Source organism: Amycolatopsis iheyensis (genome assembly GCF_024703995.1).
GTDB lineage: Bacteria > Actinomycetota > Actinomycetes > Mycobacteriales > Pseudonocardiaceae > Amycolatopsis > Amycolatopsis iheyensis.
Genome location: NZ_JAMXQV010000003.1, coordinates 519248 through 538793, shown reverse-complemented (window position 1 = coordinate 538793; position 19546 = coordinate 519248). Strand labels below are relative to the sequence as shown.

Sequence of the window (19546 nt, the reverse complement as noted above, 5' to 3'; positions counted from 1 at the left end):
GTGGGCCGCCTGGAGTACCTGCTCGTGCTCGGCGCGTGCGTCCTGGTGACGCTGCCGCTGGAGCTGGCCGGCGCCCGCGTCTACCGCCGGCCGGCCCGGCTGGCGCGGGCGGTCCTGCCGGTGGCGCTGGTCTTCCTGGTGTGGGACGCCATCGCCATCGCCGCCGGGGTCTGGGACTTCGACCCGGGGTTCGTCAGCGGGCTGCGCGTGCCGTTCGGGATCCCGCTCGAAGAGGTGCTCTTCTTCGTCGTGGTGCCGATCTGCGGCGTCCTGACCTACGAGGCCGTCGACCTGACCGGGCAGCTGCTGCGGCGGCTGGCCCGGCCGCTGCTCGACCGGCGGCGGGTGCGGCAGTGAGTGCGGCGGTGGGTGCGGCGGTGATGCCTTGGGGTTACACGGTTCCCGCGGTCGCCGCCGTGCTGGCGGTGATCGCGGCGGAGCTGTTCGTGGTGCGCACCGGGCTCTTCCGGCGCGGCACCTACTGGGTCACCATGGTGATCGTCGTCGCGTTCCAGATCCCGGTGGACGGCTGGCTGACCAAGCTGTCGGCGCCGATCGTCCGCTACTCCCCCGACGGCATCACCGGCTGGCGGTTCCCGTGGGACATCCCGGTGGAGGACTTCCTGTTCGGCTATGCCCTCGTCACCGCGGTCCTGCTCCTGTGGGAACGCGGGAAGTCGCGAAAGGACAGTGTGGGAAAGGACACCGCGTGAAGGACAACGGCCTGCCCCGGGCGGAGGTGCCCGGGGCGTTCGACCACGGCGCCGCCACCTACGACCGGCTCGTCGGGCTGAACCCCGGCTACCACCACGACCTGCGCCTCTCGGCGCGCCGGCTCGTCCGGCCCGGCCACTCCGGGCTGCGGATCCTCGACGCGGGCTGCGGCACCGGCGCGTCGACGGCCGCGCTGCTGGCGATCGCCCCGGACGCGCGGATCACCGCGATCGACGCGTCGGCCGCGATGCTCGAGCGGGCCCGCGCGAAGAGCTGGCCGTCCACAGTGGAGTTCCGGCACACCCCGGTCGAAGCGCCGCCCGAAGGCCCGTTCGACGTGATCCTCGCCGCGTACCTCCTGCGCAACGTCGCCGACCCGGACGCCACCCTGCGCGCCCTGCGCGGCTTGCTGCGCCCCGGCGGACAGCTGGCGCTGCACGAGTACTCGGTGCGCGACTCCCGCCGCGCGCGCTGGGTGTGGAACGCGGTGTGCGGCGCCATCGTCCTCCCGCTCGGCCGGGTCGCCACCGGTGACGCCACCCTCTACCGGCACCTGCGCCGCAGCGTCTTGGCCTTCGACGGTGTCTCGGCTCTCTGCGACCGGCTGAGCCGGGCGGGTTTCACCGACGTCCGCACCGGGACCATGCCCGGCTGGTCACGCGGGATCGTCCACACGGTACTGGGCACGGCGCCGTGATCGACCACCGCGCCCAGCTGCTCCCGGCGCCCGGCGGTCTCCTCGACGCCGGGCTGCTCGGCCGCCGGCCACGCGCCGCCGTCGTCGGGGGTGGCATCGCCGGGCTCGCCGCGGCGACCGGGCTGGCCGAACGCGGCGTCGAGGTCACGGTGTTCGAACGGGAAGCCCACCTGGGCGGCCGCGCGGGTGGCTGGCCCGAGCGGCTTCCCGACGGCACCGCGGTCACGATGAGCCGCGGGTTCCACGCTTTCTTCCGGCAGTACTACAACCTCCGGGCCCTGCTTTCACGCACCGACCCGGGCCTGGACCGGCTCGTCCCGGTGCCGGACTACCCGCTGGTCGACCCGCACGGGCGGACCGACACCTTCGCCGGGCTGCCGCGGACCCCGCCGTGGAACGCGCTGGCGTTCGCCTTGCGTAGCCCCACTTTCCGCGCTCGGGACCTGCTCCGGCTGGACGGCCGGCAGGCGCTGCCGCTGGCGACGGTCAGCGTCCCCCGCGTCTACGAGCAGCTCGACCACCTCGACGCGGCGTCGTTCCTCGGCGCGATCAACTTCCCGGCGGCGGCGCGGCACCTGGCGTTCGAGGTGTTCTCGCGCAGCTTCTTCGCCGATCCGGCCGAGCTTTCGGCGGCCGAGCTGGCGACGATGTTCCACCTGTACTTCCTGGGCTCGTCCGAGGGGCTGCTCTTCGACGTGCCCGCCGAGCCGTTCCCGCAGGCGTTGTGGGATCCGCTGGCGGACTACTTGGCGGGGCGGCGCGTCGACATCCGGTGCGGCACCGAGGTTTCCGGCCTCACCCGCGACGGCGGCGGGTTCCGGCTCGACGGCTCGCGGTTCGACGCCGTCGTGCTGGCCTGTGACGTCCCGGGGCTGCGGCGGATCGTGGCCGCGGCACCGGATCTCGGCACGCCGGCGTGGCGGGCGGCGATCGACGGGCTGCGGACGGCGCCGCCGTTCGTCGTCCGGCGGCTGTGGCTCGACCGGCCGGTCGCGGCGGACCGGCCGGCCTTCCTCGGCACGGGTGGGCTCCGGCCGCTGGACAACATCAGCGTCCTCGACCGGTACGAGGGCGAGGCGCGCCGCTGGACCCGGCGGACCGGCGGCTCGGTGGTGGAGGTGCACGCGTACGCGTCCGACGGTGCGGGCTTGGACAAGCGCCTGCACGAGCTCTACCCGGAGACCGCCGAGGCCCGGGTGCTCGGCGAGGTGACGCTGACGCGGCAGGACTGCCCGCTGTTCCCGGTGGGCGGCTTCGCGTCCCGGCCACCGGTGGTGACCCCGGAGCCGGGCCTGGTCCTGGCGGGCGACACGATCCGCGTGGACCTCCCGGTGGCGTTGATGGAGCGCGCGGCGACCACGGGGTGGACGGCGGCGAACGAGCTGCTGGGCGGCTGGGGCCTGGCGGGACACCCGCTGCGCTCGGTCCCCAACCGCGGCCGCCTCCCCTGGCTGGACCGCCTCGCGGCCGCTCCTACAGCCGTGAGACCTGGTAGTGCGCGATGAGCCACCGCCCGCCTTCGCGACGGACGACCACGCTCAGGTGCACCGAGAGCGTCGCCCGGTCGAGGAAGCCGAAGTCCACGCTGGCGTACCCGAGGACGACGTCGTCGGCCAGGCGGCGGGTCTCGACGATCCGGTAGTCCGCAGTCATGCCGAGCGGTTGCGCGGCGTAGTACTCCGCGACGCCGGCGCGGCCCACGCGGTACGGGTGCAGGCCCTGGAAGATCGCGTCTTCGGTGAAGTTCTCCGCGACCCGCTCCGGCTCGTGGGCGTCCACCGCGGACCGCCACGCGTCCAGGACTCCGGTGAGGATGTCGGTCACCTCAGTGTCCCGCGCTCTGGCCGCCGTCGACGTGCAGGATCTCGCCGGTGACGAACGGCGCGCCTTCGAGGTAGGTGACGGCGTCGACGATGTCGCCGGTGTCCCCCATCCGCCCGACCGGGTGCAGGCCCGCGAGCGCGTCGTGCGTGGAGGCCGGGTGCATCGGGGTGCGGATGATGCCGGGCGACACCGCGTTCACCCGCACGCCCCGCGTCGCGTACTCGATCGCGAGGGCCTTGGTGACCGAGTTCAGACCGCCCTTGGTGAGCGACGCGAGCGCGGACGGCACGGCGCTGTTCGCGTGGTCGGTCAGGCTGGTCGTCACGTTGACGACGTGCCCGCCGCCGGTCTCGAGCATGGCGGCGATGGCCCGCTGGGTGACTTCGAAGAAGCCGCGCAGGTTCACGCCGGTCACCAGGTCGAAGTCCTCGGCGGTGTACTCGGTGAAGGGCTTCGCGACGAAGACGCCGGCGTTGTTGACCAGCGTGTCGACGCGGCCGAAGGTGGCCAGCGCCTGCTCGACCACGCGGGCGCCGACGGCGGGATCGGCGATGTCGCCCGCGACGGCCAGGATCCCGGCGTCCCCCGAGGGGGTGATGGACCGCGAGTTGGCGACGACGGCGTAACCGAGCTTCCGGTACGCCTCGACGACGGCCGCGCCGATGCCCTGCGAAGCGCCGGTGACGACCGCGACCTTCTGGGTGCTCATGGGTTCTCCTTGTGGGGTGGTGGTTCCTGAGCCGAGGATGTGCCGGGCGGAACCGGTGCGCCACGACCGGTTCGCTCCCAGGTGGGAGGCCGCGGCTCCCACCGCATTAAGCTGCCGGGATGGAGCTACGCCAGCTTCGGTATTTCGTGGCCGTCGCCACAGAGCTGAACTTCGGCCGGGCCGCCGAGCGGCTGCGCATCGCCGGCCCTTCGCTGTCCCAGCAGATCAAGGCCCTTGAACGGGACCTCGGCGTGCGGCTGTTCGACCGCGACCGCCGGTCGGTCACGCTCACCGAGTGCGGCGAGGCACTGCTCCCCCAGGTCCACGCGCTGCTCGCGCAGGCGGACGAGCTGCGCCGGACCGCGGCGGGCATCGCCGCGCGCGAACCGGTGCGGCTGGGTTACGTCAACTGGCGCCCCGCCGACCTGCTGGACCGGGTGGCCGGGGTGGCGCAGCTGCACGTCGACCCGTGGGTGCTGCCGTCGCACACGCAGCTGAGCCGCGTCGCCGACGGCAGCATCGACCTGGCGATCTGCTGGGCCCGCGCGGCCGACCTGGCCGAGCACGACCTGGAAGCTCGGCTGATGGGCGCGGACCGGCTCTACGCGATCGGCACCGACCCGTCGGACGTGCCCGCGGCGGACGTGGTCGTGCTGGTGGACGCGGACACGACGAGCTGGGCGTCCTGGAACGCCTACGCCTCGGAGTTCGCCCAGGCGACCGGCGCAGAGGTGGTGCGCACCCAGGACGGCGGCTCGACGGGCGCGGCGTTCTTCGACCACGTCCGCCGCTTGCGGCGCCCGGTGCTCAACAACCCGAAGAACCAGACGACACCGACCCCGCCGGACCTGGCACGTCGTTCGGTGGTGGCCCCGGCACCGTACTGGACGTGGTCCCTGGTGTCCCGACGTGACGAAACCCGGCCCGCGGTACGGGCGGTGCTCGCCGCACTGGCCGACGGCGTCGGGGCGGTGGGCATCGAGGCTGAGGGTGTGTGGCTGCCGATGGATGACCCGCATGTGGGGCGGGCCGGGGCCGAGGTTTAGGCCGCTCGCCGCCACACGGCGGCTGGATTCGAAGCACGCCCGGCCCGCGGATATGCGCGCGACCGGCCATTCCGCGGCGCAGCCCATCGCGCCGCCGCCGGGAGTTGCGCGCGGCAGCCATTCGACGGCGCGGCCCAGCCCCCGCCGCCGGAGCAGCGCGCGGCCAGCCTCACCACTGCGCAGCCCAGACCCCGCCGCCGGGAGCAGCGCACGGCCTGCCTCACCCCGGCACAGCCCAGCCTCCGCCGCCGGAGCTGGGCGCGGCCAGCCTCACCCCGGCACAGCCCAACCCCCGCCGCCGGAGCAGCGCGCGGCCAGCCTCACCACTGCGCACCCCATCGCGCCATCGCCGGGAGCCGCGCGCGGCGGCCGCTCCACAGCGCAGCCCATCCCCCGCCGCCGACAGATGCCGCCCGCCCGTCACAACCCCCGGCGCAGCACCTCCGCCGCCTGAACAAGATCGGCCCGGACCACCCGCACCCCTTTCGCCGCCGACAGATTGCGTTCGAGACTGCCCGCGTACACCTGCCACAGTCCCGCCAACGCCGCGGCCGTGATCCCGGCACCAGCGTCCTCCGGCGGCTTTCCCCATCGCGCGGCCAATGCCACAGCCGCCGCCTCCGTCAGGCGGTCGCGGGCTTCGCGGGCGTGCGCCACCAAAGCCGGGGTGGCCCGGATCAGCTCGCCGAACCGGCGGATCTCCGCCCAGCCGTGCTGTTTCGCCGACGCCACGAGGAAGTCGAGCTCTCCGCCCAGCACGGCCAGCGCGGCGTCGACCGGCTCGGTCGCCGGGTCGGCCAGCCGCGTGCACAGGTCGTCGGTCTGGGCGTCCCAACGGTCGGCCAGCAGGGCTTCCTTGCTGCCGAAGTGGTTGAAGACCGTCTTCTCCGTGACACCGCACGCCCGCGCGACATCGGCGACCCGCACCTCGTCGAACCCCCGCGCCAGGAACATCCGGGTCGCGGTGTCCGACAGCAGCTGCCGCAGCTCGCGCTTGCGCCGCTCTCGCAGCGATTCCGTCTTCGACACACCGCCATCTTACAGCAGGTGTATTATTTATAGTGACTGTAACGAACGGAGAGACCGATGAGCGGATTCGAGATCGTCCGGGACTACCCCCACCCCCGGGCCCTGGTGTGGCACGCCCTCACCGACCCGGCCCTGGTGCCGAAGTGGACCTCGACCGGCCGCGGCGGCCGGCCCGAAGGCTTCGTCCCCCGGGTCGGCACGAAGTTCCGGTTCGTCGGCAGACCGGTGCCGGGCTGGGACGGCGTCGTCCGCTGCGAGGTACTCGCCGTCGAGGAACCCGAACTGCTCGGCTTCAGCTGGCGCAACCAGGAAGCCGACACCCCGAGCACGGTGACCTGCCAGCTCGAGGAGACCCCCGCCGGGACCCGGCTCACCTACCGCCACACCGGGTTTCAGGGCGTCGGCGGGTTCTTCATGGCCCGGCTGCTACACCGGATCCGGCGGCGGATGCTGACCGAGGGCCTGCCGGACGTCCTGGCGGAAACCGGGGCGTAGCCGGTCACCGGGGCCGCAGGACCGCCACCGCGAGCACGCCGACGACCAGCACCGCGGCCAGCGCCCCCATGCTGACCGCCATGCCGTGGGTGAAGGCGTCCCGCGCGGACGCGGCCAGGGCGCCACCGGCCGGGCCCGATTGTCCGGCCACCGTCAGGGCGCCCGCGAGCGAACCCTCCGCCGCGTCACGCGCGGCCGGGGCCAGCGCGGCCGTCGCCGTGCGCACCGAATCCGTGTAACCCGCGGAAAGCACGCTGCCCACGAGCGCGATCCCCAGTGCCGCACCGACTTCGCGCGTCGCGTCGTTCACCGCCGAGGCCACGCCGTACTGGGCCGGCGGGACGTTGTCGAGGATCGCGCTCGTGGCCGCCGGGGCCGTCACCCCGATCCCCGCGCCCAGCACGCACACCGCGATCGCCAGCTCGCCGTAGCCGCTACCGGCGTCCAGCGCCCCGATCAGCACCATGCCCACGACGATCACCGCGAGCCCCACGCAGGTCACCGCGCGCAGCCCGAACCGGCGGACCAGCGGCGCCGACGCCAGCGACAGCGGGAACAGCGAAACCGCCACCGGCCACAGCGCGAGCCCCGACTTCAACGCCGAATACCCCTGCACCAGCTGCAGGTACTGGGCCAGCGCGAAGAACATGCCGAACGCCGCGGTGAACTGCACGGTCACCGAGATCGAGCCGGCCGCGAAAGCCGCGTTGCCGAACAACCGGACGTTCAGCAGCGGCGCCGCGCACCGAAGCTCGTAGGCCACGAACAGCCCGGCCAGCACCAGGCCCGCCGCGATCGACCCCAGCACCACCCCGCTGCCCCAGCCGAGGTCGGCGACCCGCAGGATCCCGAACACGACCGCGCCGATCGCCAGGGCGCCGAGCACCCCGCCCACGACGTCGAACGCCTGCGGCCGGCGGTCGCGCGACGTCGGCACGGTAAGGCTCGCGGCCACCAGGAGCACGGACAGCACCGCCGGGCCGAGGAACACCGAGTGCCACGAGAAGTGCTCCAGCAGCACCCCGGCGAGCACCAGCCCGCCGAGCCCGCCCACGCCGGCCACCGCGGCCCAGATCCCGATGGCCCGGCCGCGGCGCTCCGGCGGGAAGCTCGCGTTGATGATCGACAGCGTCGCGGGCATGATCATCGCCGCGCCGAGGCCGGTGACCGCGCGGGCCACGACCAGCCACGTCGACGTGCCGAGGAACACCGGCGCCGCGCAGCCCGCGGCGAACACGACCAGGCCCGCGACGAGCACCCCGCGGCGCCCGCGCCGGTCGCCGAGCGCGCCCGCCGGCAGCACGAGCGCGGCCAGCACCAGCGTGTAGACGTCGACGATCCAGGTCTGCTCCGCCTGGCTCGCACCGGTGTCGGCGGCCAGCGCGGGCAGGGCGGCGTTGACGATCGTCACCATGGCGATCACCAGGCCGACCGCCGTGCACATCACGCCGACGGTCCACGCGCGACGCCCCGGGGACAACCGGACTTCCTCGGCGAGCTCCGCCCGCATGCAGTTCGCTCCTCGTCCGCGGCACCTTCGCCGCCGACGCTACGTGCGGGTTCCGAGACTCACAAAGGGGTCCGCGTCTCGGTTCCGGCACGACGCCGTGCCCCGCTGACCAGGGTTCCGCCGGAAGCCCGGTGGTGCTGGGTAGGCTTCGGCGAGTGAGCGGTCACGACGAAGCGCAGGCCCCGCTGGCCGAGCGGATCGGCCTGCGGATCGGCAGCCTGTCGGCCGCCGAGCGGCGGGTGGCCGAATACCTGTGGAAGCACCCCGGGATGATCGTGCTCTCGACCGCCGGGGAGCTCGGGGAGCTGAGCGGCACCAGCGACGCGACCGTCGTGCGCACCGTGAAGTCCCTCGGTTATTCGGGGCTGCCCGAGCTCAAGCGCGAGGTGGGCCGGCACGTCGTGTCCGACACGCCGGCCACCCGGCTGCGACACCGCGTCGAGGAGGCCGGCGACGACTCGGCGGCCCAGCTCGACCAGCTGCTCGCGGAGTCGGTGGACCGCCTCACCGAAACCCGGCGGCTGATCAGCGAGCCCGCGTTCGCCGCGGCGGTGGACCTGCTCGCCGGCGCGCGCGAGGTGCTCGGGTACGGCCTCGGCATCTCGGAGCTGCCGATGCGCTACCTGGCGACGCGGCTGCAGCGCCTGGGCCGCCGGGCCCGCAGCACGTCGGCGACGGGCTTCCGGCTCGCGGACGAGCTGCTCCTGCTCGAGCCGGGCGACGTCTTCGTGCTCAACGCCCCGGACCGCCTGCTCCCGGACATGACGACGGCGGCCCGCCACGCCCGTTCGGCGGGCGCCCGCGTCCTCCTCCTGACCGACTCGCTAGGCGCCACTTTGGACAGTCTGGTCGACGTGACCCTGCCGACGGTGATGTCCCCGACGGGCCTCACCCAGGAAGGCCTGAGCGCGACGCTGGTGCTGGACTGCCTGCTGCTGGCGCTGGCCAAGCGAGACCCGGGCGCGGTGTCGGCGAACACGGAGCTTTTGGCGGAGCTACGCGACCGGCTGGCGCCGCGGGACATGCGCTCCCGCCGAACCTGACCGCGGTTTCCCCAGGGTCGGCCTGTTGTGGATGAATCGGCCGCCTGAGGAGTTTTCGGCCGATCTTGTCGGTGCTCGCCGATAGACTGGACATGGGCACGCCCCCCAGGGAGGGTGGGGCCTGCTCTGTGGGGGTGTGGGCCTCCGGCTGCTTCGCACAACCGTCCTGCGGCCGGCTCGGGCTCAGCGGCCCATCTCGATCGACCGCCGGAGAGCTTTGCCGCCGTCAGCCGGGCCGCCGGGGTATTCCGCCGCCGGCCGAGCTGTCGCAAAGCCCGCCGCCGCAAGCCGAACGGCACAAAGCCGGGCAGCCACACGGCGCGCGCCGAGTCATTCACCCCGCCGTGCCGGCATCGGTGTGTCAAACCCGCGAAACTCGGCTGGGTCTCACATGGCTGACACGGAACTCGAGTGATCAGGCCCGGAACTCGCGTGACTGGAGCCGTAAGTCGCGTGATCGGAGCCGGAACTCGCGTGACTCGGGCCGGAGCTCGCGAGTTGCGGCTTCAATCACGCGAGTTCCGGCTCCAGTCACGCGGATGACGTGTTCGAGCACGCGAGTCACGGGCCCGATCACGCAGTACTCAGCGGCCCATCTCGATCGACCGGTCTCTCGCCGCCACCACCGCCGCCATCACCGATGCCCGTAGCGCTCGGCTCTCCAGCTCGTGGATCGCCGTGATCGTCGTTCCGCCCGGGCTGCACACCGCCGCCCTCAGCGCGGCCGGATCAGCGTCCGGGGAACCCAGCATGCGGCCCGCTCCCGCCGCCGTCGCCAGGACCAGCTCCTCCGCCAACGGCCGCGGCAGGCCCGCCAGCACTCCCGCGTCGATCATCGCCTCCGCCAGCAGTGCGAAGTACGCCGGGCCGCCGCCCGACAACGCTGTCACCGCGTCCAGCTGGCTTTCCGCCACCTCCACCACCCGGCCCAGCGGCGCCAGCATCGCCCGGACGCGGTCGAGGTCTTCCGAAGTCGCGTGCCGGCCGCCGCTGATCGCTATCGTGCCCGCTCCCACCGAGACCGGGAGGTTCGGCATGCTCCGGACCACCGCCGGCGCCCCCGGCAGGCGGGCCTCGATGCTCCCCGTCGGCGTGCCGCCCACCGCCGACACGATCAGCTGGCCCGGCCGGACGTGCCCGGCGATCGAGTCGAGCAGCGCCGCCACGTGGTAGGGCTTCACCACCAGGAACACTGTGTCCGCTTTGGACACCGCCGGTTCCAGTTCGGACACCGGGACGCCGTAGCGCGAACTCAGGTACGAGGCGCGCGACGAAGACTGCTCGACCACAGTCACGTCCGAAGAGGACAGTCCGGCCAGCAGGGCCTCGCCCATGTTGCCGCCACCCACGATGGTCGTGCTCATCGCAGCACGAACCCCCTTCCGAGGTCGTCTTCCGGGTCGAGGCCGAACGTGCACTCGCCCGTCTGGTAAGCGTTTCCCGAGACCTCGGTGGCCACCGACGCGCCGCCGGAGAGCACCCGCCCGGTGAACCTGGTCCCGATGATCGAGTCGTGCGTCAGCACCGCGCCCGCGGGCAGCCGGCCCTCCGCCGCCAGCAGCGCCAGCCGCGCCGACGTCCCGGAGCCGCACGGCGACCGGTCGACCTGACCGTCGGCGAAGATCGTGACACTCCGCTGGTGCGGTCCCGAAGGCGTGTCACCGAGGTCGTCGTAGAAGATCGTGCCGTAGATCCCGCTCAAGCGGCTGTCCTCGTGCGACGCCCACGACGTCCCGGCGAGTCCCCGCTTGATCTCGCGCCCCGCCGCGATCAGCGCGGTGCAGTCCGCGGGCGAAACCGAAAGCCCCACCGAAGAAGCCGGCACGGACGCGTAGATGGCCCCGCCGTAGCTGACGTCGACGCGGACCGAGCCCACCTCGACGTCCCGGCCGATGACGTACGCGTCCACGTTCCGGAACGCCACCTCCCGCACTACGCCGCCGGCACAGGTCACGACGGCGGTCACCCGCCCCGACGGCACGTCCATCACCACCTCGGTGTCCCCGTCGGGCGCCGCGGCGACCCGGCCCGTGCGCACCGCCCACGCGCCGAGCGCGATCGTGCCGTGCCCGCACGCCGTCGAGTAACCGTCCTTGTGCCAGAACAGAACTCCGAACTCCGCGCCGTCGTCATCGGGTGGCACGAGGAAGCAGCCGTACATGTCGGCGTGCCCGCGCGGCTCCTGCACCAGCAGCTGCCGGACGGCGTCGATCTCGGCCGACGCCTGGGCGGTCGCCCGCCGGTCGAGGACCGTCGCGCCCGGGATGTCGGGCACCCCCGCGGTGACGATCCGGAACGGCTCGCCGGCGGTGTGGTAGTCGGTCGTGGTGATCATCGCTCTCCCAGGATCGTGGTCAGCAGGCCCAGATCGATGTTGCGGCCGGAAACGACCAGCACGACGGGCCGGTCGAGCGGGACGAGGCCTTCGCGCAGCGCGGCCAGCGACGTCGCCGAAGCGCCCTCGGCCACCAGGCCCGCCGAAGTGACGAACTCGCGGACCGACCGGCGGATCGCGGCCTCGGCCACGGCGACCAGCCGGACCCCGCACTCGCGGACGATACCCGGCGTCAGCGCGTCCGCGGCGAGGTTGCCCGCCAGCCCGTCGGCGATGGTCTCCCCCATCGCCACCGGCACCACGCGCCCCGCCGCCACCGCGGTCGACAGCGCGCGGCAAGCGAGCGCTTCCACCCCGACGACCCGGATGTCCGCGTGCCGCGCCCCCAGCGCCACGCCGGAGAGCAGGCCGCCGGCCCCGGCCGGGACGACGATCGTGAACGGCTCGTCCAGCGCTTGCGCCACCTCGGTGACCACCGTGCTCTGCCCGGCGATGACGTGCGGGTCGCTGTACGCGGAGACATAACGACCATCCAGGGCCAGCGCGTGCCGCTCGGCGCCGTCGAAGTCGTCGCCCGCCTGCACCAGCTCCACGGGGTACCGCCGCAGCGCCTCGACCTTCACCGCGGCCGCGGTCTTCGGCACCACCACGGTGGCCGTCGCCGAAAGCAGCCGCGCGCCGTGGGCGATGCCGAGGGCGTGGTTCCCCGCCGACGCCGTGACGACCCGTTCACCCGCGTACGCGGTGAGCGCCGCCAGCGCGCCCCGGACCTTGAACGCGCCGATCGGCTGGGCGCCCTCGTACTTCAGGTACACCGGGACGTCGAGCCCGGCCCGCGGGTACGGGATCAGCGGCGTCGGCGGCAGGTGCCGGGACACGACGTCCCGGGCCCGCTCGAGCAGGGCGGCGTCAAGCACGGCTGGTCCCCCGCGCGGGCGGCAGCTCGGTGGGGCCCGAGTTGCAGTTGACCCGGTGCTCGAGGACGACGTCGTCGCCGTCGAACCGCAGGGTCAGCCGGTCGATGAACGGGCCTTCCAGGAAGTGCCACGTCAGGTCCAGGACCTCCGGCGACGCCCAGCGCGCGCCGGCCAGGATCGGCGCCGCGTCGTCCTGGTAGGAGTGGTGCAGCCGCCCCACGCTGACGCCCGTCCGCTGTGGCACCCACTTTCCCAGGCCGTGCTCGACCGGGTGCGTCCCGAGATCGTCCTCGATCCGCAGCCGGACGGCATCGGTGCCGGCCTCCACCGTGAGCGAGCGGACGCTCTGGTCGTTCGGCCCGAAGTCGTAGCCCCGCTCGAAAACGGGAGCGTCCACACGCGACTCCAGCGCTTCGGGCTCCGTCGAGATCCAGTTCGAGCGCACGTCGAGGTCTTCGTCGGCGGCGAAGGCCCGCCGGAACGCCGCACGCAGCATTCGCGGCAGGTCGTGGTAGGTCGGGTCCGGCATCGCGCCGGTCACGACGACCACCGCGCCGTACCGCGGGAACACCATGCACTCCTGGCCGAACAGGCCGGACGCGGTGTAGATGCCGTCCTCGCTCACCCAGAACTGGTAGCCGTACCCGGAGTCCGAGACGGCGTCCGGGCCGGGTGGCACGAGCTCCTTGCCGTTCCACTCCCCGCTCACCGCGCGCCGCACGTGCAGGGCGGACGCCTTGCCCACCCAGCCCGGGGGCAGCACGCGGCGGCCTGCCCGGACGCCGTCCTGCAGGTACAGCACGCCGAACGAGAGCAGGTCGTGCGGACGCAGCGACAACCCGTTGCCCCCGCTGGAAACACCGGCCGGGTCGCGTTCCCACGTGTAGTCGTCGATGCCGAGCGGCTCGAACAGCCGCGGCCGCAGGTACTCGTCCACCGGCACGCCGGCGACCTCCTGCACGATCGCCGACAGGACGTGGCTCGTCGTGCTGCTGTACCGGAACCCGCGGCCCGGGCGGTCGACGACCGGCTCCTCCAGGAACTCACCGACCCAGCCGGTCTTGCGCAGCCGGGTCGTCGCGCCGGAGAGCCCGCGCGCGTGCCCGGTCCGCATGGTCAGCAGGTCGCGCACGCGCATCCGCGTGTCGAGGCCCGGGAAGAAGCCGGCGACCGGGTCTTCCAGCTCCAGCAGCCCCTCGGCCTCGGCGAACCCGACGGCGGTGGCGGTGAAGCTCTTGGTGGCCGAGTGGAGCTTGTGCCGCAGCGACGGCTCGTGCGGCCACTGCCACCGGTCGAGTGTCAGCTCGCCGTGCCGGTGCACCAGCAGGGAATGCACGCGCATGCCACGGGCGGCGAGATCGTCCACAAGGGACTCGACGGCGCCGGTCATCGCGCGCTCGCCGCCGAGGCGAGCAGGCCGCCGAAGAAGTCCTGCACCACCGGCACCACCCCGGTGCCGCGGTGGGCGACGCCCGGGACGACGTCGAACCGCACCGGGATCCCCTGCGAGACGAAGTTGTCGCGCAGGGTTTCCAGCCGCGCGACCCGGGTGTCGCCGGTCTCCTCCACGCCGTCCATCCAGTTCGGACCGCCGGGGTTCATGATCTCCCAGGACTCGGTGTCCTCGGCGCCGACGACCATCTGCACCGGCACGCGGCGCAGCGCGTCGAGGTCGATCCGGATGCCGAAGCGCTCCTCGAAGCCCCCGGTGCCGAGCCACCACGGGAGGCTCTCGTCGAGCTGGGTGATCCGCCCCGGCGCGCCGATCGACACGCCGGCGAGCCGGTCGGGGTGGGCGTAGCAGAACCGGTGCGCGAACTGGCCACCGCCGGAGAAACCGTGCAGGTAGAAGCGATCGGGCCGGACGTTGAAGCCGGCGGCGACCTCGTCGACGATGTGCAGCAGCTCTTCGTCGAAGCGCAGCCCGCGGTACTCCAGGAACTTGAAGCTGTGCAGCTCCCCCGGCTCCATCAGCCCGGCCGGGAAGAGCGGGGTGAGGATGACGCAGCGCCGCTCGATCGCGAACTCCTTCCAGCGGTCGCGGTAGAGCTCGGCCGACCGCCCGGTGCCGTGCTGGATGACCACGAGCGGCAGCGGTTCGGCGGCCGGCGTGTGGTCTTTGGGCACGTACAGCGCGTAGAACAGGCGCTGGTCGTGCTGCGAGGCGAAGAACGGCGTGCCCCCGACGAAGTGGGCGCGCTCGGAGGCGAGGTCGGTCATGGAGCTGGGTCCTCCTGGGACGTAGGGGTCAGAATTCGGGCACCGGTTCGGCGGCCGGTGCGGCGGCGGGCCGGGAGAGCCGTTCGCTGACCTTCGCCGTGGTGACGAAGGAGATCGCGAGCAGCACGGCCAGCAGGACGCCGATGCCGACGATGCCGCCGCTGAGCGTCGGGTCGGGGTCGCCGGCTTCGACGCGGGCCGAGCCGGTCAGGAACGAGAGCACGAAGAGCACACCCACCGCGAGCACGACCTCCACGGCGACCAGACCGGGGAAAACCTGCAGGGCGAGGCGGAACACCGAGCCCTCCTCACCCGCCCGGCGGGCCCGCGCGATGCGGGGCATGAGGACGAACTCGTTCAGCCCGCCGACGCCGATCATGGTCGCCACCAGGCAGACCTTGACCAGTAGGAACCGGCCGAAGCTGGTGGTGAGCAGCTCGCCGGGGCTGCCGACGAGCGACCACGCGAGGTACAGGCCGCTGATCAGCAGGCAGCCGACGGCACACAGCGCGACGGTGCTGAACCGCGTCCAGATCTGCGCCCACGTGCCGCCCGCGCCGGGCGTGAGCCGTCGTCGCGCGGTAGCGAGCACGACGAGGGCGGCGATCCCGCCGACCCAGGTGGACACGGCCGAGACGTGCAGGTGGTCCAGCAGGCCGTCGACGAGCGTGTCGGCGGTTTCCTTCGCGAAGTCGGTCGGCAGCAGGGTGACTTGGTAGGCCACAAAGGACAGAACCAGACCGGCCAAGGCGATCCCGGTGAGGTGCGCGCGCAGCTTCGGTGACCACAGCAGCATCAGCACGACGGCCGACGCACCCCAGAGCAGGTACTGCGTGAGGGTCAGCGCGCCGCTCGAGACCCACTCGCCCTTCTTGGCGGGCACGGTGACGTACTTCCAGATCGACGCGGGCTGCAGCGCGCGGCCGTACGGGATTTCGACACCCTTGACGCGGGCGGCCTTACCGGCGATCTGGAAGTACAGCGCGACGAGGTACCAGGTGCCGGCGATCGCGAGCAGCAGGCTCGTCCGGCGGTGCAGCACCGCCCGGTCCGCGGGGTCGACGGACTGTCGCTCGAGGACCGGGCGCAGCACGAGCAGGTGGAGCATCGTGGCGCCGATGGTCCCGATCAACCCCGCGAAGTAGGCCATCTTGGTGATGACCCGCCACGCCGCGGGGGTGGGGTTCGCTACGGCGGCCGGGACTTGCGCGAGCAGGAACGACATCACGGCGATCTCCTCGGCGGGGGCTGGATGCTCTGATCGTAGCTCAAACTTCTAAAATAGGAAGTACGAAGTTTCCACTACATTGTAGCCGCGCAACGATTCCGGCCGTCTATTTCGGATGGTGAACACACTGATCAGAGGCGTCGCTTTCACGTGAAAGCGGCGCCCCTCGGTGGGGCTACGCGGGGGTCAGGCCCGGCGCTTGCGGCGGCGGTTCGGCGCGGCCGAGCGCTCGCCGCCCTGGACCAGCTCCGAACGCAGCGAGATCAGCAGCTCCGACGCCCGGGTCGCCCGCGTCTCGTCGCCGGATCCCAGCTGCAGCAGCAACGCGTCGGTGAGCACCTCGGCGCTGAGCATCTCGCCGGTGAAGTTGCTCGTCGACTGGGGCGCCGCCAGCGTGACGTCCACGCGGTCGGCGAACTGCGCCCCCAGCGAGCTGGAAACCAGCAGCACCCGCGCGCCCACGGCGTGCGCGTGGTCGAGCACGACCTCGATCTCGGCCAGCAGCCGGGCCGGGGTGTAGAGCACGACGACGTCGTCGGCGCGCAGGCCCAGCAGGTCGTCGGCGAGCTGGAACCCGGTGGCCCAGGTCGCGCGGGCGCGCCGGCCCATCCGGGTCAGCCGCAGCGCGAGGTAGCGGGCGAGCAGCCCGGACCCGCCGAGCCCGAAGGCGAGCACCTCGCGCGCCTCGTCGAGCAGGCCGACCGCGGCCGCGAAGTCGTCCTCCTCGACCAGCCGCCACGTCGCTTCGAGCCGTTCGACCGCCTCGGTGAACACCCGCGCGACGGCCGAGCCGCCGCTTTCCCGCTCGTCGTGGAAGTGACGCACCGGGCTGGTCTCGACCACCACCTCCGCGGCGAGGGTGCGCCGCAGGTCGAGCAGGCCGCTGAAGCCGAGCGACTTCGCCGTGCGGACGACGGTCGCGTCGCTCGTACCGGTGGCGCTGCCGATCTGCTCGGCGGTCGCGAAGATCGCGCGCCGGCCGTGGTCGCGCAGGTACTCGGCCACGATCCGCTCCGCGCGGGACATCCCGGCCAGGTTGCGGTTGATCCGGGCGCTCAGCGACCGGTCCTCGTCGTCCGGCTCGCTCATGTGGTCTCCCCTCGGCACCGACGCATCGTAGTGGTCACCGGCCGGCGAGCACGCCGGCGAAGAACTCCTGGACGACCGGCTGCAGCTGCAGGCCCCGGTGCGCGAGCCCCGGCACGACGTCGAGGCGCACGCCGATGCCGTGGGCTTCGAAGTTGTCGCGCAACGACGTGAGCCGCTCGACGCGCGTGTCGCCGCCGGCGTCGACGCCCGGTTCGGCGATCTCCCAGGTTTCGACGTCGTCGGCGCCGACGATCATCTGCACCGGCACAGCCCGCAGCGCCTCGAGATCGAGGTCCACGCCGAAGCGCTCGCGCAGGTCGGCCGTGCCCGGCCACCACGGGACGTCCGGGTTGATCCGCGTGACGCGCCCGGGCGCGCCGACCGAAAGCGCGGACAGCCGCCGCGCGTGCAGGTAGGCGAAGCGGTGCACGAACTGGCCGCCGCCGGAGAAGCCGTGCAGCGCGAACCGGCCGGCGTCGACCCGGTACCGCTGCGCCACTTCGTCGACGATGTCCAGCAGGACGCGGTCGAAGCGGACGTCGCGGAAGCTGAGCCGCTTGAAGCCGTGCAGGTCCCCCGCCTCGCCGATGCCGGCCGGGAACAGCGGGGCCAGCACGACGGTCTCGTTCTCCTCGGCGAAGCCGCGGTAGGCGTCGCGGTAGCGCTCGGCCATCCGCTGCGTCCCGTGCACGACGACGGTCAGCGGCAGCGGCGCCTTCGCCGTCCGGTGCACGCCCGGAACGTAGAGGCAGTACGAAAACCGCTGGTCCCGTTGCGACGCGAAGAAGGCGGTCGGGCCCGAGTGGTAGTACTCGACCGGATCCAGGACGCGCGCGTCGGCACTGGGACGCGGACTCGTCATGACTGCTCCTCGACTGTAGCGACTACGACAGGTATTGACATCTCGGTAGCTCGGTCTATCTTGACGGTAGCCCATGCTACAACGTTTCCTTAAATGTAGCGAACGCTTCCACATCGGGAGAGAAGCCGATGAAACCGCTCGTGAGCATCCGCGGCCTGTGCAAGAGCTTCGGCGACATCGAAGTGCTGCACGACGTCGATCTCGACATCCACCACGGTGAGGTGGTCGTCGTCGTCGGGCCGTCCGGCTCGGGGAAGTCGACGCTCTGCCGCTGCGTCAACCGCCTCGAACAGATCGACTCGGGCACCATCACCCTCGACGGCGAACCCCTGCCGGCCGAGGGGAAGCGGCTGGCCCAGCTGCGCGCCGACGTCGGCATGGTGTTCCAGTCGTTCAACCTCTTCGCCCACCGCACGATCCTCGACAACGTCACCCTCGGTCCGGTCAAGGTCCGCGGGATGCCGGTCCGCGAAGCCGAAACCGAAGCCCGGCGCCTGCTCGACCGCGTCGGCGTCGGCGACCAGGCCGGCAAGCTGCCCGCCGAGCTCTCCGGCGGGCAGCAGCAGCGCGTCGCGATCGCCCGCGCGCTGGCGATGAGCCCCAAGCTCGTGCTGTTCGACGAGCCGACCAGCGCGCTCGACCCGGAAATGGTGCACGAGGTCCTCGACGTGATGACCTCGCTCGCCGCCGACGGCACCACGATGGTCGTCGTCACCCACGAGATGGGCTTCGCCCGCAAGGCCGCCAACCGCGTCGTGTTCATGAGCGACGGCCGGATCGCCGAGCAGGGCACGCCCGAAGAGTTCTTCGACCGCACCAGCACCGAGCGGGCGCGGGACTTCCTGTCCAAAGTTCTCCAGCACTGATCCCCTGCAACGACCCACGACCAGGAGCAACCATGAGAATCCGCACCGCGGTGGTCGCCACCGCCCTGCTGGCCACGCTGTCCGCGTGCGGCAGCGCCCCCAACCAGGCACCCGGCGCCGCCCCCAAGCCCGCCGGCGCCGAGATCGCGGGCCAGATCGACCAGACGTCGGTGGTGGACGCCGGCCCGGTCGGCCAGAACCTGCCCGGCACCCCGATGCTGGACAAGATCCGCCAGAAGGGCGAGCTGTCGTTCGCGGGCAGCCGCAACACGATCGGCTTCTCCCAGCTCGACCCGGCGTCCGGCAAGCTGTCCGGGTTCGACGCCGGGATCGCCCAGCTGCTCGCGAAGTACCTGCTCGGCAAGCCGAACGCCAAGCTGCAGAGCGGCGGCTCCGACACGCGGGAAGCGTTGCTGGGCAACCACACCATCGACATCGCGGTCCAGACCTACACGATCACCGAGGACCGCGCGAAGCTCGTCAACTTCGCCGGGCCGTACTACCTGGCGGCCAGCGGCATCGTCGTGAAGACGTCGGACACGACGACCAAGCAGGCGAGCGACCTGGCCGGCAAGAAGGTGGCCACCGAGTCGGGCGCGGCGAAGGACGCGCTGCTGAAGGCGGTGCCGACCGCGCAGCCGGTGCTGTTCGACACCGCCGCGCAGTGCGTCGCCGCCGTCGAGCAGGGTCGCGCCGAGGCGATGACGCTCAACAACGCCTCGCTCTACGGGGTGGTCGCGACGAAGAGCGACGTCAAGCTGCTCGACTCGACGTTCGGCTCGAACCCGTTCGGCATCGGCCTGCCCAAGGACGACCCGGCGTTCAAGGAGGTCGTCAACGGGTTCCTGAAGGCGATCGAGGCCGACGGGACGTGGACGAAGCTGTGGCAGGCCACGGTCGGGAAGCTCGTCAAGACGCCCGCGCCGCAGCCGCCGCAGATCGGCTCCGTGCCCGGTTCCTGA

General features: G+C 72.5%; 21 protein-coding genes. 9 read left to right on the top strand and 12 right to left on the bottom strand.

Annotated elements, in window-relative coordinates; all coding sequences use genetic code 11:
* The 4 genes from M8542_RS09635 to M8542_RS09620 are packed head-to-tail and all read left to right on the top strand — an operon-like array spanning position 1 to position 2916.
* The gene (locus M8542_RS09635) at positions 1 to 357 is read left to right on the top strand and encodes a lycopene cyclase domain-containing protein (RefSeq protein WP_257919689.1); all 357 of its coding nucleotides are present in this window, start codon (positions 1 to 3) and stop codon (positions 355 to 357) included.
* 23 nt (positions 358 to 380) lie between these two features.
* On the top strand, positions 381 to 713 hold the full coding sequence (locus M8542_RS09630) for a lycopene cyclase domain-containing protein (RefSeq protein WP_276586248.1): 333 nt from the start codon (positions 381 to 383) through the stop codon (positions 711 to 713).
* Positions 710 to 1411 carry a class I SAM-dependent methyltransferase gene (locus tag M8542_RS09625; protein WP_257919688.1) on the top strand — a complete coding sequence of 234 codons (702 nt, stop codon included), beginning with the start codon at positions 710 to 712 and terminating at the stop codon, positions 1409 to 1411. Before M8542_RS09630 ends, M8542_RS09625 begins: the two co-directional genes overlap by 4 nt.
* Positions 1408 to 2916 (top strand): FAD-dependent oxidoreductase, encoded by a 1509-nt coding sequence (locus M8542_RS09620; protein WP_257919687.1) that lies wholly within the window; start codon positions 1408 to 1410, stop codon positions 2914 to 2916. The genes M8542_RS09625 and M8542_RS09620 overlap by 4 nt, the downstream gene beginning before the upstream one ends.
* Here the strand turns inward: M8542_RS09620 and M8542_RS09615 are convergent.
* Both M8542_RS09615 and M8542_RS09610 read right to left on the bottom strand, forming a co-directional pair.
* Entirely contained in the window at positions 2885 to 3235 is a 351-nt protein-coding gene (locus M8542_RS09615; RefSeq protein ID WP_257919686.1) for an SgcJ/EcaC family oxidoreductase, read from the bottom strand. The two genes, M8542_RS09620 and M8542_RS09615, sit on opposite strands and share 32 nt — an antisense overlap.
* 1 nt (position 3236) lies before the next feature.
* Positions 3237 to 3944, bottom strand: coding sequence for an SDR family NAD(P)-dependent oxidoreductase (locus tag M8542_RS09610; protein ID WP_257919685.1), 708 nt, complete (start codon positions 3942 to 3944; stop codon positions 3237 to 3239).
* 146 nt (positions 3945 to 4090) lie between these two features.
* Between M8542_RS09610 and M8542_RS09605 the strand changes: the two genes are divergently transcribed.
* The gene (locus tag M8542_RS09605; RefSeq protein ID WP_372508514.1) at positions 4091 to 4990 is read left to right on the top strand and encodes a LysR family transcriptional regulator; all 900 of its coding nucleotides are present in this window, start codon (positions 4091 to 4093) and stop codon (positions 4988 to 4990) included.
* A 420-nt stretch (positions 4991 to 5410) separates the two neighbouring features.
* Here the strand turns inward: M8542_RS09605 and M8542_RS09600 are convergent, their stop codons facing one another.
* Positions 5411 to 6019 carry a TetR/AcrR family transcriptional regulator gene (locus M8542_RS09600; RefSeq protein WP_257919683.1) on the bottom strand — a complete coding sequence of 203 codons (609 nt, stop codon included), beginning with the start codon at positions 6017 to 6019 and terminating at the stop codon, positions 5411 to 5413.
* A 57-nt stretch (positions 6020 to 6076) separates the two neighbouring features.
* Here M8542_RS09600 and M8542_RS09595 point away from each other — a divergent pair, with 57 nt between their 5' ends.
* Positions 6077 to 6514: an SRPBCC family protein gene (locus M8542_RS09595; RefSeq protein WP_257919682.1), complete on the top strand. Its 438-nt coding sequence runs from the start codon at positions 6077 to 6079 to the stop codon at positions 6512 to 6514.
* Between the two features lie 4 nt (positions 6515 to 6518).
* Here M8542_RS09595 and M8542_RS09590 read toward each other — a convergent pair whose 3' ends face one another.
* Entirely contained in the window at positions 6519 to 8024 is a 1506-nt protein-coding gene (locus M8542_RS09590) for an MFS transporter (protein WP_257919681.1), read from the bottom strand.
* A gap of 155 nt (positions 8025 to 8179) precedes the next feature.
* Between M8542_RS09590 and M8542_RS09585 the strand changes: the two genes are divergently transcribed.
* A complete protein-coding gene (locus M8542_RS09585; protein WP_257919680.1) occupies positions 8180 to 9067 on the top strand; it encodes a MurR/RpiR family transcriptional regulator in 888 nt (295 codons plus the stop codon).
* 584 nt (positions 9068 to 9651) lie between these two features.
* Here the strand turns inward: M8542_RS09585 and proC are convergent.
* From proC to M8542_RS09545, 8 genes are all read right to left on the bottom strand, one after another.
* Positions 9652 to 10431, bottom strand: a complete 780-nt coding sequence (gene proC / locus M8542_RS09580) for a pyrroline-5-carboxylate reductase (protein WP_257919679.1) — start codon at positions 10429 to 10431, stop codon at positions 9652 to 9654.
* A complete protein-coding gene (locus M8542_RS09575) occupies positions 10428 to 11402 on the bottom strand; it encodes a proline racemase family protein (RefSeq protein ID WP_257919678.1) in 975 nt (324 codons plus the stop codon). Before M8542_RS09575 ends, proC begins: the two co-directional genes overlap by 4 nt.
* A complete protein-coding gene (locus tag M8542_RS09570) occupies positions 11399 to 12319 on the bottom strand; it encodes a threonine ammonia-lyase (RefSeq protein WP_257919677.1) in 921 nt (306 codons plus the stop codon). Before M8542_RS09570 ends, M8542_RS09575 begins: the two co-directional genes overlap by 4 nt.
* On the bottom strand, positions 12312 to 13709 hold the full coding sequence (locus tag M8542_RS09565) for a serine hydrolase domain-containing protein (RefSeq protein WP_257919676.1): 1398 nt from the start codon (positions 13707 to 13709) through the stop codon (positions 12312 to 12314). The genes M8542_RS09570 and M8542_RS09565 overlap by 8 nt, the downstream gene beginning before the upstream one ends.
* Positions 13706 to 14539, bottom strand: a complete 834-nt coding sequence (locus M8542_RS09560; RefSeq protein ID WP_257919675.1) for a PHB depolymerase family esterase — start codon at positions 14537 to 14539, stop codon at positions 13706 to 13708. Before M8542_RS09560 ends, M8542_RS09565 begins: the two co-directional genes overlap by 4 nt.
* A gap of 28 nt (positions 14540 to 14567) precedes the next feature.
* Complete coding sequence (locus tag M8542_RS09555) at positions 14568 to 15764, bottom strand: CopD family protein (RefSeq protein WP_257919735.1); 1197 nt, start codon at positions 15762 to 15764, stop codon at positions 14568 to 14570.
* Positions 15765 to 15953: 189 nt separating this feature from the next.
* On the bottom strand, positions 15954 to 16856 hold the full coding sequence (locus M8542_RS09550; protein ID WP_257919674.1) for a MurR/RpiR family transcriptional regulator: 903 nt from the start codon (positions 16854 to 16856) through the stop codon (positions 15954 to 15956).
* Positions 16857 to 16890: 34 nt separating this feature from the next.
* Entirely contained in the window at positions 16891 to 17718 is an 828-nt protein-coding gene (locus tag M8542_RS09545; protein ID WP_257919673.1) for an alpha/beta hydrolase family protein, read from the bottom strand.
* Positions 17719 to 17846: 128 nt separating this feature from the next.
* On the opposite strand from M8542_RS09545, the gene M8542_RS09540 reads away from it, so the two are divergent.
* Together M8542_RS09540 and M8542_RS09535 are read left to right on the top strand one after the other, a co-directional pair.
* Positions 17847 to 18584, top strand: a complete 738-nt coding sequence (locus M8542_RS09540) for an amino acid ABC transporter ATP-binding protein (protein WP_257919672.1) — start codon at positions 17847 to 17849, stop codon at positions 18582 to 18584.
* A gap of 32 nt (positions 18585 to 18616) precedes the next feature.
* Complete coding sequence (locus M8542_RS09535; RefSeq protein WP_257919671.1) at positions 18617 to 19546, top strand: transporter substrate-binding domain-containing protein; 930 nt, start codon at positions 18617 to 18619, stop codon at positions 19544 to 19546.

Excerpts from the sequence above, each read along its gene's own strand:
- M8542_RS09630 (WP_276586248.1), top strand. The coding sequence starts at position 381 with ATGCCTTGGGGTTACACGGTTCCCGCGGTCGCCGCCGTGCTGGCGGTG.
- M8542_RS09610 (WP_257919685.1), bottom strand. The coding sequence starts at position 3,944 with ATGAGCACCCAGAAGGTCGCGGTCGTCACCGGCGCTTCGCAGGGCATC.
- M8542_RS09595 (WP_257919682.1), top strand. The coding sequence starts at position 6,077 with ATGAGCGGATTCGAGATCGTCCGGGACTACCCCCACCCCCGGGCCCTG.
- M8542_RS09590 (WP_257919681.1), bottom strand. The coding sequence starts at position 8,024 with ATGCGGGCGGAGCTCGCCGAGGAAGTCCGGTTGTCCCCGGGGCGTCGC.
- proC (WP_257919679.1), bottom strand. The coding sequence starts at position 10,431 with ATGAGCACGACCATCGTGGGTGGCGGCAACATGGGCGAGGCCCTGCTG.
- M8542_RS09575 (WP_257919678.1), bottom strand. The coding sequence starts at position 11,402 with ATGATCACCACGACCGACTACCACACCGCCGGCGAGCCGTTCCGGATC.
- M8542_RS09565 (WP_257919676.1), bottom strand. The coding sequence starts at position 13,709 with ATGACCGGCGCCGTCGAGTCCCTTGTGGACGATCTCGCCGCCCGTGGC.
- M8542_RS09560 (WP_257919675.1), bottom strand. The coding sequence starts at position 14,539 with ATGACCGACCTCGCCTCCGAGCGCGCCCACTTCGTCGGGGGCACGCCG.
- M8542_RS09555 (WP_257919735.1), bottom strand. The coding sequence starts at position 15,764 with ATGTCGTTCCTGCTCGCGCAAGTCCCGGCCGCCGTAGCGAACCCCACC.
- M8542_RS09550 (WP_257919674.1), bottom strand. The coding sequence starts at position 16,856 with ATGAGCGAGCCGGACGACGAGGACCGGTCGCTGAGCGCCCGGATCAAC.
- M8542_RS09545 (WP_257919673.1), bottom strand. The coding sequence starts at position 17,718 with ATGACGAGTCCGCGTCCCAGTGCCGACGCGCGCGTCCTGGATCCGGTC.
- M8542_RS09540 (WP_257919672.1), top strand. The coding sequence starts at position 17,847 with ATGAAACCGCTCGTGAGCATCCGCGGCCTGTGCAAGAGCTTCGGCGAC.
- M8542_RS09535 (WP_257919671.1), top strand. The coding sequence starts at position 18,617 with ATGAGAATCCGCACCGCGGTGGTCGCCACCGCCCTGCTGGCCACGCTG.